Source organism: Novosphingobium taihuense (assembly GCF_007830315.1).
Taxonomy (GTDB): domain Bacteria; phylum Pseudomonadota; class Alphaproteobacteria; order Sphingomonadales; family Sphingomonadaceae; genus Novosphingobium; species Novosphingobium taihuense.
Map to the genome: position 1 here is coordinate 133,097 of NZ_VLKJ01000007.1, position 15,348 is coordinate 148,444.

Consider the following 15,348-nt stretch of genomic DNA (forward strand, 5'->3'; position numbering starts at 1 on the left):
GAGGGGGCGAACTCATCCCGCCCCCTCCACCCCGGTGAGATCGGAAACGTTGTAATAATGTGCCCGCAGAAGGCACTTTAAAGAGGATCGGCTGCGGGAGAATGTGCATGTCAGGATTGGATCAGCGCAGGATCGTCATCGCGGGAGGTGGCACGGCAGGCTGGATGACCGCGGCGGCACTCGCGCGGGTTGCAGCACCGCACTGGCAGATCACACTCGTGGAATCCGAGGAAATCGGAACAGTCGGTGTGGGCGAGGCGACAATTCCCATGATCCGCCTGTTCAACCAGACACTCGGCATCGATGAGGCGCAATTCCTGCGCGAAACGCACGGCACATGGAAGCTCGGCATTGCCTTCGAAGGCTGGGGTGCTTTCACGGACCGTTACATCCACGGCTTCGGCCTGACTGGGCGCAGCCTTGGTGTGCTCCCATTCCATCACTACTGGCTTCGCGGACGCGCAGAGGGCTTTGCCGGTCCGCTTGGCGAATACGTGCTTAATGCCGTTGCCTGCGATGCCAGCAAGTTTGCACACATCGATCGGCCACAGGGAAGTGCGCTGCCGCCGATGCCCTATGCCTACCATTTCGATGCTTCGCTATACGCCGCGTTCCTGCGGCGTTTCGCCGAGGCGCGTGGTGTCGTTCGGATCGAGGGACGCATCGTCGGCTTTGACCGTGATGCGCTGAATGGTGATCTTTCCGCTCTGCGGCTGGATCGTGGCGAGGTGATCGAGGGGGATATCTTTGTCGACTGCTCGGGTTTTCGCAGCCTGTTACTAGGGCAGGAAATGGGTGTCGACTATGTCGACTGGAGCCACTGGCTCAAGTGTGACCGGGCGGTGGCCGTACCCTGTGCGCGGGTCGAACCGTTGGTGCCTTACACCCGTTCCATCGCGCAACCGGCGGGCTGGTGCTGGCGCATTCCGTTGCAGCATCGCACAGGCAATGGCCACGTTTTCTGCTCCGACACGATGAGCGAGGACGAGGCTACGGCCCGTCTCATCGGCCGCCTTGATGGCGAGGGGCTGGCCGAACCGCGCACCATCCGGTTCAAGGCGGGGCGGCGAGCAAAGTTCTGGGAGCGGAACGTCGTGGCGATCGGCCTCTCTTCTGGTTTCATTGAGCCGCTGGAATCGACATCGATCCATCTGATCCAGACCGCAATCAGCCGAGTCATCGACTTTCTGCCCAATGGACCGGTGCAGGACGCTGATCGCGATGCCTATAACCGTTTGGCAACATTCGAAATCGAGCGCATCCGTGACTTCGTGATCCTGCACTATGTGGCCAATGGCAGGCATGGTGAGCCCTTCTGGGACTCTCTGAGGCAAATGAAGGTAAACGGGCAACTCCCAAAGGCATTGGGGGAGCGTATGGCCATGTTCAGGGCAACAGGGCGCATCGTGCGCGAGCATGACGAACTGTTCGATGTACCCGGTTGGGTCCAGGTGATGATCGGGCAGGGCGTTCTGCCCGAGCGCTGGCACCCGCTCGCCGATCAGGTCGCTCCCGGGAGCTTGAAAGCCTTCCTCGATACTGTACGCGGTGCTTACGAAAAGGACGTTGCCCGAATGCCAACTCACGCCGAATATGTAGCCCATGTTTGCAGGCAGGTTCCGGCACATGCGTAGGCTTGCAGCTTTTTCCCTCTTTTCGCTCGTTGTCGCACAGCCTGCGGGCGCAGATGTGCCACTGGCTGAAGTGCGGGCGCGCCCAGCTGCTGGTGAGACGATCTATTTCCTGCTTCCCGACCGTTTCGAGAATGGCGAAAGGGCCAATGATCTTGGGGGATTGAAGGGTGATCGCTACAAGACCGGCTTCGATCCGTCAGCCAAGGGTTTCTATCACGGTGGTGACCTCAAGGGGCTGACCGCGCGGCTCGATTACCTGCAAGGGTTGGGCGCGACAGCAATATGGGTGGCGCCGGTGTTCCGGAACAAGCCGGTCCAAGGCGGGCCTGGCCTCGAGAGCGCGGGCTACCACGGCTATTGGGTGACCGACTTCACGCGCGTCGACCCGCATTTTGGAACGAATGCCGAGTTCAAGGCTCTGGTCGATGCGGCCCATGCGCGAGGCATGAAGGTTTACATGGACATCATCGCCAACCACACCGCCGACGTGATTCAGTACAAGGGGGAGCAGTACACCTACCGCGACAAGGCAAATTGGCCCTATTCGCGCAAGGGTGGTCTCAGCGGCAAGCCAATCAACCAAGGCTTTGCGGGAGACGAGGACTCCAGCACCGCGAACTTTGCAAAGCTCACCGATCCCGGTGCAGCCTATGAACCCTTCGTGCCTCGTGCCGAAGCACATGTTAAGGTGCCCGACTGGCTCAACGTCCCGATCTATTATCACAACCGTGGCGACAGCACGTTTCGCGGCGAGAACAGCCGCTTCGGTGACTTTGCCGGGCTCGACGACCTCTTCACTGAGCATCCGCGGGTGCGGGCCGGCATGATCGAGATCTATGCCGACTGGATCAAGCAGTTCGGGATCGACGGCTTTCGCATCGACACTGCCAAGCATGTCGACCCCGGGTTCTGGCAAGCATTCATTCCCGCCATGCTCGATACTGCAAAGCAAGCGGGGATACCCAACTTCACCATCTTTGGTGAAGTGGCGCACGAGGGTCCCGATCCGGGGACTATCGCTCGCTACACCCGACGCGACGGCTATCCCGCAGTGCTGGACTTCGCCTTCCAGGGCGCTGTTCGTGCAGTGCTGGGGCAGGGGAAGGGAACAGAAGTCCTCGCCGACACCTTCGATGGCGACGTGCTTTACCAAGGCGGTGAGGAAGCCGCGCTGGCCATGCCGACGTTCCTAGGCAATCACGACATGGGGCGGTTCTCCACGCTGATCCGCAAGGATCTGCCGGGTATTGGCGATGAGGAGTTGCTCAAGCGCGTCGAACTCGCCCACGTCATGCTACTCACCCTGCGCGGATCGCCGGTCATCTACTACGGCGACGAGCAGGGCTTCGTCGGCGATGGCAACGATCAGGACGCGCGCGAGGACATGTTCGCAAGCAAAGTCGCGACCTACAACGACAATCGCCTGCTTGGATCCAGGTCGACGACCGCTGTCGCCAACTTCGACCCTGGCCATCCGTTCTATCGCCTGGTTTCCACGCTTACGAAGCTTCGCAGGGATCACCCGGCGCTGGCACGTGGCAAGCAGGTCACGCGGACGTATTCGGACGGCCCCGGATTGTTTTCCGTCTCCCGCTTCGATCCAGTTAGCGGTAGCGAGTATTTCATTGCCTTCAACACCTCGGACAAGCCGATCGCTCAGCAAAGCGTGATCGGGTCGTCTGCAACAAGCCTCGAAAGCCTTTACGGCCGCTGTCCTGCGCAGGTTTCTGCGCCCGGCAGCGTCACCGTAGAACTTCCCGCGTTCGGCAGCATGGTCTGCCGCCTTGCTCCCTCCCCGGAAATCCCTGTTCGATGAAGACTTCAGAAGCCGTTCTTGCCAGTCCCAAGCCGCAGGTTGACGCGCCGTGGTGGCGTGGTGCCGCGATCTATCAGATCTATCCGCGCAGCTATTGCGATTCCAATGGCGATGGCATTGGCGATCTGCCCGGTATCACTTCACGCCTCGAGCACGTAGCGAGGCTGGGCGTCGATGCCATCTGGGTGTCGCCGTTCTTCACATCGCCAATGCGCGACTTCGGCTACGACGTGGCCGACTATTGCGATGTCGATCCGATTTTCGGCAATCTTACCGATTTTGATGCGATGGTGAAGCGAGCCCACGAACTGGGGCTCAAGGTCACGATCGACCAAGTCTATGCGCACACATCCGACTTGCATCCGTGGTTCGAAGAGAGCCGTCAGGACAAGGTGAATGGCAAGTCCGACTGGTATGTCTGGGCCGACCCCAAGACCGATGGCTCACCGCCATCCAACTGGCAGTCGGTTTTTGGTGGCCCAGCATGGACCTGGGATGCGCGGCGCCGGCAGTATTACCTGCACAACTTCCTTTCCAGCCAGCCACAGATGAATGCGCACAATCCGGAGGTGCAGGAAGCGCTGTTGGGCGTGATGCGGTTCTGGCTCGACCGCGGTGTGGACGGGTTCCGCCTCGACGCCCTGAACTTCCTGATGCACGACCCGACGCTGCGGGACAATCCACCGGCACCGGACGACGGCCGTCGCAAGACGCGCCCGTTCGATTACCAACTCAAGATCTACAATCAGTCGCACCCGGACATCATCAAGTTCATTCAGCGCGTTCGAAGCCTGTGTAACGAGTATGGCGCGGTGTTCACCGTGGCCGAAGTCGGCGGCGATCTGGCCGAGGCGGAGATGAAAGCCTTCACCGCTGGTGAACATCATCTCAACAGCGCCTACGGCTTCGACTTCCTTTACGCCGACAAGCTCACGCCGAAGTTCGTCGAGCAGGCCGTTGCCAAGTGGCCTGATACGCCAGGGATAGGTTGGCCGAGTTGGGCATTCGAGAACCACGATGCGCCGCGCGCACTTTCACGCTGGTGCCTACCTGAAGAGCGCGAGGCCTTTGCAAAGCTCAAGGCCATGCTGTTTGCTTCGCTGCGCGGTAACATCATCGTCTATCAGGGCGAGGAACTGGGCCTGACGCAAGTGGATATCCCGTTCGAGCAACTGCAGGACCCGGAAGCGATTGCCAACTGGCCGCTGACGCTGTCCCGCGATGGCGCTCGCACGCCGATGCCCTGGATGGTGCAATCCGGCGAGGGCGGGTTTACTTCGGGGGCGCCATGGCTGCCAGTGGGTGAAGAGAACCTTTCGCGCGCGGTTGACCGACAGGAGGCCGATCAGTCCTCGCTGCTGAACCTTACTACACAACTGCTGCGCCTGCGCCGCGAACACGCTGCGCTGCGCCTTGGCTCGTTCGAAGTGCTCCATGCAGACGAATGCCTACTTGCCATTCGGCGCGTTTCAGGAGAGCAATCGATTGCAGGAATGTTCAACCTGTCGTCCGTCCCCGTGGTCTGGCCGCAAGGGCTGGTAGGGGATGGAAGTGAAATCGCGTCGGTAAACGGCGCCGCCGTAGGACAGCTTCCGCCATTTGGCGCGCTACTGATCGAAGAGAGGATCTGATGCGTAATCTTCTGAACCTTGCAGCGCCGCTGGCGCTGAGCCTTTCGTGCGCCCTCGCTTCGCCTGCTATGGCCGAGACGGTTACTGCTTCTTCGCCCGACGGCTCACTGGTCCTGTCAGTCACGACGGACAATGACGGGCATCCGCTCTACAGTCTGACACGCAAGGGCAAGCTGCTGCTTGGCTCTTCGATGCTGGGCTTCATCACCAGTGACGGTCCGACAATGCAGCGCGGACAGAAGATTATCGGCAGCGAGACGTCGTCGGGCAAGGAGACATGGGAGCAGCCTTGGGGTGAGCGCCGGTATGTCAGCGACAACCACAACGAGCTTCTGGTGAGGTTCGAGCAGGTACCCGACTGGGGTGGCCGCCGAATGAACGTGCGCTTTCGCCTGTTCAACGACGGCTTCGGCTTCCGCTATGAAATGCCCGAGCAGCCCGCGATGAAGGTGATGAAGATCGCCGATGAGCTGACCGAGTTCAACGTTGCGCAAAACGGAACGGCCTGGTGGATTCCCGGCGGTGAGTGGAACCGGTATGAGCAGGTCTACCAGAAGACACCGGTCGACGGTGTTTCGACTGCGCATACACCGATCACGATGAAGCTTGATGACGGCACGCACCTTTCTTTCCATGAAGCAGCCCTGGTCGATTACTCGGGCATGTGGCTGAAGCGCCAGACCGGCACGTCGTTCCGCGCGACGCTTGCCCCGTCGCCGAACGGCCCGAAGGTGACGCGTTCGCTGCCGTTCAGCACGCCTTGGCGCACAATGCGCGTCGCAGACAGTGCAAAGGGCATCGTCGAGAACGATCTCGAACTAAACCTCAACGAGCCAAACAAGATCGGTGACGTCTCATATTTCAAGCCGATGAAGTACATCGGTATCTGGTGGGGCATGATCCGTGGCGACTGGAGCTGGGCCGAAGGCCCGCAGCATGGTGCGACGACCACGAGGACCAAGCAGTACATCGACTTTGCCGCCAAGCACGGCTTCGGCGGAGTGCTTGTGGAAGGCTGGGACAAGGGTTGGAATGGAACCTGGTTCGGCAGCGGCAAGGACTTCTCCTACACCCAGGCAACGCCTGACTTCGATCTTGAGGCGGTTACGAGGTACGGCGCAAAAAAGGGCGTGATGCTCATCGGCCACCACGAAACCGGTGGCAATATCGCGAACTACGAAGCGCAACTCGATGACGCGATGAAGCTCTACGACAAGCTGGGCGTTCGCGCGGTGAAAACCGGCTACGTGGCTGATGCGGGGGGTATTCTTGCCCCCGGCGATGCTCCGGGCCGCTACCGAATGGAGTACCACGACGGGCAACGTCAGGTGCAGCATCACCTAAAGGTGGTGGAGACGGCAGCGAAGTATCGCATTGCGATCAACGCGCACGAGCCGGTGAAGGATACCGGCCTGCGCCGCACCTATCCTAACTGGATCGACCGTGAGGGGGCACGGGGCATGGAATACAATGCCTGGGGCCAGTTTGCGAATGGTCCGGACCACGAGCCAACGCTGGTATATACCCGTATGCTCTCTGGCCCGATGGATTTTACGCCCGGCATCCTCAGCCTTGAAGGTGCCAACAAAGTGCCGCTTGCCTCGACACTCGCCAAGCAGCTCGGCCTCTACCTTGCGATCTATTCGCCCATCCAGATGGCGGCGGATTTCATTGAAAGCCTTGAGGCGCATCCGAAAGAACTGGCGTTCATCAAGCAGGTGCCGGCCGACTGGTCAGAGAGCCACCTAATTGCCGGCGAAGTGGGCGACTACGCGATCTTCGCGCGCAAAGATCGAAACAGTCAGGACTGGTATGTCGGCGGCGTCAACGATGCCACTGCAAGGGATGTTTCGCTCAGCCTCAATTTTCTTGAGGAGGGCAAGACCTACACTGCCACGATCTGGAAGGACGGCGAGGGCGCGACATATGAAACCGATGCCCGCCATCGCATTTCCTACGCCACGCTCAAGGTGAGGAAGGGCGATGCCCTTCCCGTGTGGCTGGCGCCGGGCGGCGGGCTTGCTGTGCGGCTTCATCCCGGGAAGTAGCGAAATAAGTCTGTGAGAAGATTGCAGTCGGCGATGGTGCAGTGCAAACCATCGTCGGCTGCTTTTGTACGCATAGCTATCCTGCATACATATGCGTGCTGAACTGGTCTGTTTAAGGGGCTAGGGCCATTGTGCGAGGCACGGGCCCGGGCTGGTTCCAGCCCCCCGCAACGCCAACGGGAGAATTGTGTCGATGATCGAAACCAGCTGCTCGGCCTTGCTGCTGTTCGGTGCGACCGGGGACCTTTCGCGGCGCATGTTGCTGCCCTCGCTTTATGCTCTCCACGAAGACGGGCTGATCCGTCCGGACTTGCGCATTGTCGGCACTGCGCGGTCGGAGCACGACGATGCGGAGTTCCGCGAGTTTGCGTGCGCCGCCCTGGCCGAATTTCTGCCTGAAGACCGTCGTGACGAGGAAAAGCTGGCAAGCTTCCTCGATCGTTTGGAGTACCAGACGCTCGATGCGTCCAATGTCGATGGCTTCGGTGCGCTGGCAGAAAAGCTGGGCGATACCTCATGCGGGTTGTCGATCTTTCTTTCGACCGCGCCATTCCTGTTCGAACCGACGATCGAAGGCCTGAAGCGGGCAGGGCTGGCCCATGCCAACGTGCGCATCGGCCTTGAAAAGCCGTTGGGCAACGATCTCGCCTCGTCCAACCGGATCAACGATGCGGTAGCCGCAGCCTTTGCCGAGGAACAGATCTTCCGGATCGACCATTACCTTGGCAAGGAAACGGTTCAAAACCTGATGGCACTGCGCTTTGCCAACATGATGTTCGAGCCGTTGTGGAACGCAGGCGGCATCGACCATGTGCAGATCACCGTCAGCGAGACCGTCGGCCTCGAAGGCCGCAAGGGCTTCTATGATGACACCGGCGCCGTGCGAGACATGGTGCAAAATCACATACTCCAGTTGCTGGCATTGACCGCGATGGAACCACCTGCGAACCTCGACGCAACGTCCATCCGCGATGAAAAGGTCAAGGTTCTGCGGGCGCTGCGGCCGGTAAAGGCCGAGGAAATGGTTCGCGGCCAGTACCGAACCGGCGCCGTCAAGGGGGCTTCGGTGGCGGGCTACCAAGAAGACCTTGGCGAGGTTTCGGACACAGAGACTTTCGTCGCAATCAAGGCTCACGTCGATAATTGGCGCTGGACCGGGGTGCCGTTCTACCTGCGCACCGGCAAGCGTCTGGCCGAGCGGCGCAGCGAGATTGTGGTCGAGTTCAAGCAGGTTCCGCACAACGTCTTTGCCGAGCGCGGTGGGCGCATACGTGCAAACCGTCTCGTCATCCGTCTCCAGCCCGAAGAATACGTGCGGCTGCAGGTCATGGCCAAGGAGCCGGGTCTCGATCGCGGTGGCATCGTGCTGCGGGAGGTCAACCTTGATCTTTCGCTGACCACGGCTTTTGCCAAGGCGCGCCGTCGGATCGCCTATGAACGCTTGCTGCTTGACCTGATCGAGGGCGAGCAGACCCTGTTCGTTCGCCGAGACGAGGTGGAAGCGCAATGGAAATGGGTCGATGCCATCCGCAAGGTCTGGTCGGACACGGACATGGAGGCCAAGCCTTATGCTGCAGGGTCATGGGGCCCCAACGCTGGTATTGCCCTGACCGAACGTGACGGAAGAAGCTGGAATGACTGACCGCGTACCCGCTAGCGTCCGATGGGCACAACCCGGCGACGCGGCGGCCGTTGCCGATCACATCGCTCGCGTGGTTTCGACGCCTGGAACCAAGCGAATGGCCTTCACCGGAGGATCCACGCCGATCAAGGTGCTTGCTCTGCTCAAGGATCGTCCGCTGGATTGGTCTACAGTTACGATCGCGCTCACCGATGATCGGCGGGTGAGCGATGATCACGCAGCAAGCAATTTCGGGAAGATTCACACGGCACTGGGTAGTTCTGGCGCTCGGTTTGAGCGTCTTGTCGAGGGCAAAAACGTGCAGCCCTTTGATCTTGTCTGGCTCGGCATGGGCGAGGATGGTCATGTGGCTTCGCTGTTCCCAGAAATGAAGTCGCACGTGCGGCCGGGACCGGCTGTAATCGCGACAACTCCGATCCCGCTGCCGCCCGAAGCACCTTTCGATCGGCTCACCCTGAACGAGAAGGCGTTGAAGGCGACGAAAGAGATCATACTCGTCGTTACTGGAAGCTCGAAGAAGGCGCTGCTCGAACATGCCTTGGCCGATGACGATCGCTACCCCGTGACCGATTTCCTGCGCGGCTATGGTCCGCCTGTTACCATCTATTGGAGCGAATGATGCCCTTGAACCCGATAGTCGAGCGCGTCACCCAACGCATCATCACGCGTTCGCGGATGACGCGCGCTGCGTATCTCGACCTGATCGAACGCTCGCGCAATCAGGGCTTGAACCGGCCGCAGCTTTCGTGCGGCAATCTCGCGCATGGTTTTGCGGCATCGGGTGAGGACAAGCCGCTGATCAAGGGCGGCAAGGCGATGAACATCGGCATCGTCACCGCTTACAACGACATGCTCTCGGCGCACCAGCCCTACGGCCGCTACCCTGAGCAGATCAAGATATTCGCCCGTGAGATGGGTGCTACAGCACAGGTCGCAGGCGGCGTTCCGGCAATGTGCGATGGCGTCACGCAGGGCCAGGATTCCATGGAACTGTCGCTGTTCAGCCGCGACAACATCGCCATGGCAACGGTCGTCGGCCTCAGCCATGCGATGTTCGAAGGCGCGCTGCTTCTGGGCATCTGCGACAAGATTGTGCCGGGCCTGCTTATCGGGTCCCTGCGCTTTGGCCACCTGCCGACGATCCTCGTACCCGCCGGGCCGATGCCGAGCGGCCTTCCGAACAAGGAAAAGGTGCGCATCCGCCAACTCTATGCCGAAGGCAAGGTCGGGCGTGACGAACTGCTGGAAAGCGAAAGCGCCAGCTATCATTCGCCCGGCACCTGCACATTCTATGGTACTGCGAACTCGAACCAGATGATGATGGAGATGATGGGCCTGCACATGCCGGGCTCCAGCTTCGTCCAGCCTGGCCTGAAGCTGCGTCAGGAACTGACCCGCGCCGCAGTCCATCGTGTTACCCAGATAGGATGGAACGGTGACGACTACCGCCCGCTGGGCCTGTGCGTAGATGAAAAGGCGATCGTCAATGCCATCGCCGGGCTGCTGGCAACCGGCGGATCCACCAACCACGTAATCCACTTGCCAGCCATTGCCCGAGCAGCCGGCATTCTGATCGACTGGGACGACATGGACGAATTGAGCCGCGCCGTGCCACTCATCGCCAGTGTCTATCCAAACGGCGCAGGCGATGTGAATGCTTTTGCAGCTGCGGGCGGCATGCCCTATGTAATTCGTGAACTGATCGGCGCAGGGCTGGCTCATGCGGATATCATGACTGTCTACGGCAGGTCACTCGCAGAAGGAGCGCTTGAACCTGTGATGGACGGCGACATGCTGAAATGGACGCCGGCACCGCAGGCGTCGCTTGACGAAAGCCTGTTGCGCCCGGTTTCCGCACCCTTCCAGCGGGAGGGCGGGTTTCGCCTGCTCAAGGGCAATCTTGGCCGGGGTACGATCAAGGTTAGCGCGGTCGATCCATCGCGCTGGACGATCGAGGCACCGTGCCGGGTTTTCAGCGATCAGAACGATGCTTTGGCCGCGTTCAAGGCTGGCGAGCTGGAACGCGACGTCATAGTCGTCGTGCGGTTCCAAGGGCCGGCTGCAAATGGCATGCCCGAATTACACAAGCTGACGCCACCTCTGGGCGTGCTGCAGGATCGCGGTTTCAAGGTGGCGCTAGTGACCGATGGCCGAATGTCGGGCGCCTCGGGCAAGGTCCCTGCGGCAATCCACGTTTCGCCAGAAGCCAAGACGGGCGGACCACTCGCCAAGCTGCGCGATGGCGACATGGTCCGGGTCTGTGCCAATACGGGCGAACTGACTGCGCTCGTCCCCGCCGATGAGTGGAGCGCGCGCGAAGAGGCAATGGCACCGCCCGCGGGTCTTGGCGTAGGACGCGAATTGTTCGCGCTGCTGAGGTTGCATTCTGATGAGGCGGAGCGGGGTGGCTCGGCAATGCTTGCAGCTGCAGGGCTCTGACAAGCGCGAAATTATACCGAGGGGGAAGAGGATGCAGGTAGTTGCCGTCGATATTGGCGGGACCCATGCGCGTTTCGCGATTGCTGAAGTTGCTGGTGGGCGGGTGCTGACTCTTGGCGAGGCGGTAACGCTAAAAACCGCAGAACACGGTTCCTTCCAGCTTGCGTGGGAGGACTTCGGTCGTTCGATCGGTAAGCCCTTGCCAACTGCTGCAGCTATTGCGGTTGCAGGTCCGGTCGGTGGCGAGATCATCAAGTTCACCAACAATCCGTGGATCATCCGTCCTGCGCTGATCCCCGAGAAGCTTGGAGCCGACCGTTATGTCGTCGTCAACGATTTCGCCGCCGTGGCACACGCCGTGGCGCAGGCTGACGGCAGCCACTTTCTGCACCTTTCGGGGCCAGAGACCGACCTGCCCGAGACTGGGGTAATCAGCGTTGTCGGTCCTGGCACCGGGCTTGGTGTGGCGCAGCTTTGGCGTGATGGTGCAAGCTATCGGGTTCAGCCGACCGAAGGCGGACATATCGACTTCGCTCCGCTCGACACAATCGAAGACGCGATTCTTGCAAGGTTGCGCAAGAGACATCGTCGTGTCTCGGTAGAGCGGGTTGTGGCAGGTCCCGGAATCGTCGACATCTACGAAGCTCTCGCCTTGCTTGAGGGGCGTCCCTTTACGCCGCGTACCGATCGGGAATTGTGGGAACTGGGCACCTCGGGCGAGGACAGCCTTGCCGCTGCCGCTGTCGATCGCTTCTGCTTGTCGCTCGGAAGCGTGGCGGGTGATCTAGCATTGGCGCATGGTTCAACCGGGGTGGTCATGGCGGGCGGGTTGGGTCTGCGGATCAAGGATACGTTGGTTCGTTCCGGCTTTGCGGATCGCTTTCGCGCGAAAGGCCGCTTTGAAGGCCTGATGGCCGCGGTCCCGGTCAAGCTGATCACACATCCTCAGCCCGGACTGTTCGGCGCAGCGGCAGCGTATGCCCAAGCACATTCGGACTGATCATTATGCGGATACGCTGTTCGGCAAAGGCGGCCTAACTCCTGATTGTGGTAAGCGAGACGCAACCCTTTAACCGAGCAATTAATTTGGTGGATTTGTTCTGCCGAATCAGTATTGCTCCGGCCTAAAGCTGGATTCGCGGATGCCGAAGGAGAAGGTGCCCACATGGATTATGAAACCATTCGCGTCGAACGTATCGGCGATGTCCTTAAGATCGTGCTCAACCGGCCAGAAAGGCTTAATGCCTGTCCGCCGAATATGGCAAACGAGATCGGAGAGGCGTTGAATGATCTTGATGGCGCGCGGGCAGTCCTGATTACCGGGGAAGGCCGGGCTTTCTGTTCGGGCGCTGATCTCGCAGCACGCGGAGACCGTTCGATTTCCGGAGGACGCGCGGCGTATTCATCGTTGATGACAGCTTACAATCCACTCATGCTGAGTCTGTCGCGACTCGCGGTGCCTGTGGTGACAGCCGTGAACGGGCCCGCCGCCGGTATCGGCTGCTCTATTGCGCTTGCTGGAGACTTCGTCGTTGCCGGGCGTAGCGCGTACTTTTTACAAGCGTTCGTCAATATCGGGCTGGTGCCCGACGGCGGTTCTTCTTGGATGCTGGCACGCCTCGTCGGCAAGGCCCGGGCTACCGAGATGATGATGCTGGGCGAGAAGATTGGTGCGGAGAAGGCCGAAAGCTGGGGAATGATCTACAAGGTCGTCGATGACTCGGCGCTGCAGGATGAAGCTCTGGCGTTGGCCACGCGCCTCGCAGCAGGTCCATCGGTCTCGCTCGGTACGATGCGCCAAAATATTGCCCGCGCTTTGGAGGTCGATCTTGCAACCGCATTGCAGATTGAGGCGGAAGGTCAATGGAAGGCTGGCGACAGTGAAGATGCGGCGGAAGGTGGGCTCGCGTTCCTCGAAAAGCGCAAGCCTGTTTTCAAAGGTAGGTAAGCTCTTGTATTAATGGGCAGTGATCCCACCTCTGGTGTGATGACCGCCTCTACCATCTGGACCATCGGCTATGAACAGGCGACTGTCGCTTCGGTCATGAATGCCTTGCGCGACGCGGGGGTAGAAGTTCTGGCCGATGTCAGGGCATTGCCCCTGTCGCGCCGTCCCGGTTTCTCTAAGACTACCTTGGCCGCAAATGCGCGCGAGGCGGGAATAGAGTATGTGCATTTCAAGGCGCTTGGGACGCCAACTGAAGGCCGGGCGGCAGCCCGGCGCAATGATCAATCTAAGCTTGAGCGCATCTACGAGGGTCAACTAGAATTGCCCGAGGCAATTGTCGCAGGAGCGATGCTGGCAGATTTGGCTGGTGAGAAGCGGGTGGCTCTGCTGTGTTACGAGCGGCAAGCGCACGGTTGCCATCGGACGCTGCTACGCCGGGCGATGCTTCCGGACTTTTCAGTTGTGGACCTCTTACCGGCTTAGCGGCTGAGTTCTTCGTCGAGAAAAGCTGCGACGTCAGCGAGGTCGACATTCTTGGCCAGAAATGTCTGGCCGATCCCGCGCATCAGCAGGAAGGGCAGGGTGCCTGCGTCCATCTTCTTGTCATGAAGCATGTGATCGGCAAGCCGGCGACCGTTGCAATCCAGGCCTAGGTCAATCAGCTTTGAAGGCAGGCCGACGGCTGCGAGGTGAGCGACGACGCGCTGCGCATCCTGGCTCGTCATCAAGCCCTGACGCGCCGAAAAGCGCGCAGCCAGTGCCATGCCCAGCGCGACGCCTTCGCCGTGCAGTAGCCGGTCAGAAAAACCGGTCTCAGCCTCGAGCGCGTGGCCGAAAGTGTGGCCGAGATTGAGTAGCGCTCGGATTCCGGCGGTCTCTTTCTCGTCGGCGGCGACGATCCGTGCCTTCGCCGCAACGCTGCTGGCAATAGCAAGTTCGCGTGCTTCGCTGTCACCCGCAAGAAGTCTGGCTCCATTCGCTTCGCACCATTCGAAGAACGGAGCATTGTCTATCAGCCCATACTTCACGACTTCGGCATACCCGGCACGAGTGTCGCGCGGGGGAAGCGTGTCGAGGGCGAGCGGGTCGGCAAGCACCAGCGAGGGTTGGTGGAATGCGCCAACGAGGTTCTTGCCCGCTGGCGTGTTGATGGCGGTCTTGCCACCGACGCTGGAATCGACTTGGGCAAGCAGCGTGGTCGGGATCTGGATGAAGCCGCAGCCGCGCTTTACCATCGAAGCAGCAAAGCCGGTGAGATCGCCGATCACTCCGCCGCCCAAGGCCACGACGTTATCCTTTCGCTCGATCTCTCGCGCAAGCATCCAATCAACCACGCTGGCGAGGTGCTCCCAGCTCTTGGTCCCCTCGCCGGCGGGAAGTACGAGCCATTCGGTGCGGAGACCGACCTTGGCGAACGAGGCGGTAACGGCATCCCGCCAACTGGCAGCCACGTTTTCGTCAGTGACGATAGCGACGTGATCCTTGCGGATGAAGGGACGACAATTCTCACCCGCGCGGCTGATAAGCCCGGCTTCGATCCGCACTTCATAAGGGGCGTCAGCGATGGAGACGGGGATTACAGCCATTTGTCGATTGCCTTGAGAATTTTGTCCGCCGTCACATGGTGAGGCTGTGCCCCGCTGGTGATGTGGATGGGGGCCTGCGAGTAGAACGGTTCGCGTTCGGACTTGAGGCGGGATAAAATGTCGCGCGGGTTACCGGTCTTGAGCAGCGGACGATTATCCTTGCGTCCTACCCGCTCGACCAATGTATCGACGTCACTGTCGAGCCATATGGCAATGCCCTTTTCCAGGATCAGTGCGCGGGTGGCGGGATCGCAGAAAGCACCACCTCCAGTGGACAGGACCTTGCGATCTGTGTGCTTGCCCGTGCCCATGAGCCTGACGATAACCCGGCGCTCACCATCGCGGAAATAAGGCTCGCCATAAGTCGAGAAGATCTCCGGAATCGGCATGTGCGCCGCGCGTTCGATCTCTTCGTCAGCGTCAAGAAAAGGCAGGTGGAGCATGGCTGCGAGCTTGCGTCCCACCGTCGTTTTGCCAACACCCATCATGCCGACGAGCACCAGTGGACGCTCTATCCGCCGCGCGATACGGCTGATTTCGGACGAGCTGAGCGGGTGCGCGTCATGTTCCATTGCCGCGCCGCCTATACTTGCGCTAGTGCCCG

General features: G+C 60.5%; 12 protein-coding genes. 10 read left to right on the forward strand and 2 right to left on the reverse strand.

Features of this window, described 5'->3' with window-relative positions:
- Positions 1 to 107: 107 nt before the first annotated feature.
- From IQ25_RS14610 to IQ25_RS14655, 10 genes are all read left to right on the forward strand, one after another.
- A complete protein-coding gene (locus tag IQ25_RS14610) occupies positions 108 to 1,634 on the forward strand; it encodes a tryptophan halogenase family protein (protein WP_144907016.1) in 1,527 nt (508 codons plus the stop codon).
- Positions 1,627 to 3,450: an alpha-amylase family glycosyl hydrolase gene (locus IQ25_RS14615; RefSeq protein ID WP_144907017.1), complete on the forward strand. Its 1,824-nt coding sequence runs from the start codon at positions 1,627 to 1,629 to the stop codon at positions 3,448 to 3,450. Before IQ25_RS14610 ends, IQ25_RS14615 begins: the two co-directional genes overlap by 8 nt.
- Positions 3,447 to 5,081, forward strand: a complete 1,635-nt coding sequence (locus IQ25_RS14620; protein WP_144907018.1) for an alpha-amylase family glycosyl hydrolase — start codon at positions 3,447 to 3,449, stop codon at positions 5,079 to 5,081. The genes IQ25_RS14615 and IQ25_RS14620 overlap by 4 nt, the downstream gene beginning before the upstream one ends.
- Entirely contained in the window at positions 5,081 to 7,129 is a 2,049-nt protein-coding gene (locus IQ25_RS14625; RefSeq protein WP_144907019.1) for a glycoside hydrolase family 97 protein, read from the forward strand. The genes IQ25_RS14620 and IQ25_RS14625 overlap by 1 nt, the downstream gene beginning before the upstream one ends.
- Positions 7,130 to 7,322: 193 nt before the next feature.
- Positions 7,323 to 8,771 (forward strand): glucose-6-phosphate dehydrogenase, encoded by a 1,449-nt coding sequence (gene zwf, locus IQ25_RS14630; protein ID WP_144907020.1) that lies wholly within the window; start codon positions 7,323 to 7,325, stop codon positions 8,769 to 8,771.
- The gene (locus IQ25_RS14635) at positions 8,764 to 9,390 is read left to right on the forward strand and encodes a 6-phosphogluconolactonase (RefSeq protein ID WP_144907021.1); all 627 of its coding nucleotides are present in this window, start codon (positions 8,764 to 8,766) and stop codon (positions 9,388 to 9,390) included. Before zwf ends, IQ25_RS14635 begins: the two co-directional genes overlap by 8 nt.
- Entirely contained in the window at positions 9,390 to 11,210 is a 1,821-nt protein-coding gene (gene edd / locus IQ25_RS14640; protein ID WP_220094549.1) for a phosphogluconate dehydratase, read from the forward strand. The genes IQ25_RS14635 and edd overlap by 1 nt, the downstream gene beginning before the upstream one ends.
- Before the next feature lie 31 nt (positions 11,211 to 11,241).
- Positions 11,242 to 12,210 carry a glucokinase gene (locus tag IQ25_RS14645; protein ID WP_144907023.1) on the forward strand — a complete coding sequence of 323 codons (969 nt, stop codon included), beginning with the start codon at positions 11,242 to 11,244 and terminating at the stop codon, positions 12,208 to 12,210.
- Between the two features lie 165 nt (positions 12,211 to 12,375).
- Positions 12,376 to 13,158: an enoyl-CoA hydratase-related protein gene (locus IQ25_RS14650; protein WP_144907024.1), complete on the forward strand. Its 783-nt coding sequence runs from the start codon at positions 12,376 to 12,378 to the stop codon at positions 13,156 to 13,158.
- 39 nt (positions 13,159 to 13,197) lie between these two features.
- Entirely contained in the window at positions 13,198 to 13,641 is a 444-nt protein-coding gene (locus tag IQ25_RS14655; protein WP_144907025.1) for a DUF488 domain-containing protein, read from the forward strand.
- Here IQ25_RS14655 and aroB read toward each other — a convergent pair.
- Positions 13,638 to 14,744, reverse strand: coding sequence for a 3-dehydroquinate synthase (aroB, locus tag IQ25_RS14660; protein ID WP_144907026.1), 1,107 nt, complete (start codon positions 14,742 to 14,744; stop codon positions 13,638 to 13,640). The genes IQ25_RS14655 and aroB overlap by 4 nt on opposite strands.
- Complete coding sequence (locus IQ25_RS14665) at positions 14,735 to 15,316, reverse strand: shikimate kinase (protein ID WP_144907027.1); 582 nt, start codon at positions 15,314 to 15,316, stop codon at positions 14,735 to 14,737. The genes aroB and IQ25_RS14665 overlap by 10 nt, the downstream gene beginning before the upstream one ends.
- Between the last annotated feature and the right edge of the window lie 32 nt (positions 15,317 to 15,348).

Bases quoted from the DNA above. Each gene is read 5' to 3' on its own strand.
- IQ25_RS14610 (WP_144907016.1), top strand. From the start codon at position 108: ATGTCAGGATTGGATCAGCGCAGGATCGTCATCGCGGGAGGTGGCACG.
- IQ25_RS14615 (WP_144907017.1), top strand. From the start codon at position 1,627: ATGCGTAGGCTTGCAGCTTTTTCCCTCTTTTCGCTCGTTGTCGCACAG.
- IQ25_RS14620 (WP_144907018.1), top strand. From the start codon at position 3,447: ATGAAGACTTCAGAAGCCGTTCTTGCCAGTCCCAAGCCGCAGGTTGAC.
- IQ25_RS14625 (WP_144907019.1), top strand. From the start codon at position 5,081: ATGCGTAATCTTCTGAACCTTGCAGCGCCGCTGGCGCTGAGCCTTTCG.
- zwf (WP_144907020.1), top strand. From the start codon at position 7,323: ATGATCGAAACCAGCTGCTCGGCCTTGCTGCTGTTCGGTGCGACCGGG.
- IQ25_RS14635 (WP_144907021.1), top strand. From the start codon at position 8,764: ATGACTGACCGCGTACCCGCTAGCGTCCGATGGGCACAACCCGGCGAC.
- edd (WP_220094549.1), top strand. From the start codon at position 9,390: ATGCCCTTGAACCCGATAGTCGAGCGCGTCACCCAACGCATCATCACG.
- IQ25_RS14645 (WP_144907023.1), top strand. From the start codon at position 11,242: ATGCAGGTAGTTGCCGTCGATATTGGCGGGACCCATGCGCGTTTCGCG.
- IQ25_RS14650 (WP_144907024.1), top strand. From the start codon at position 12,376: ATGGATTATGAAACCATTCGCGTCGAACGTATCGGCGATGTCCTTAAG.
- IQ25_RS14655 (WP_144907025.1), top strand. From the start codon at position 13,198: ATGACCGCCTCTACCATCTGGACCATCGGCTATGAACAGGCGACTGTC.
- aroB (WP_144907026.1), bottom strand. From the start codon at position 14,744: ATGGCTGTAATCCCCGTCTCCATCGCTGACGCCCCTTATGAAGTGCGG.
- IQ25_RS14665 (WP_144907027.1), bottom strand. From the start codon at position 15,316: ATGGAACATGACGCGCACCCGCTCAGCTCGTCCGAAATCAGCCGTATC.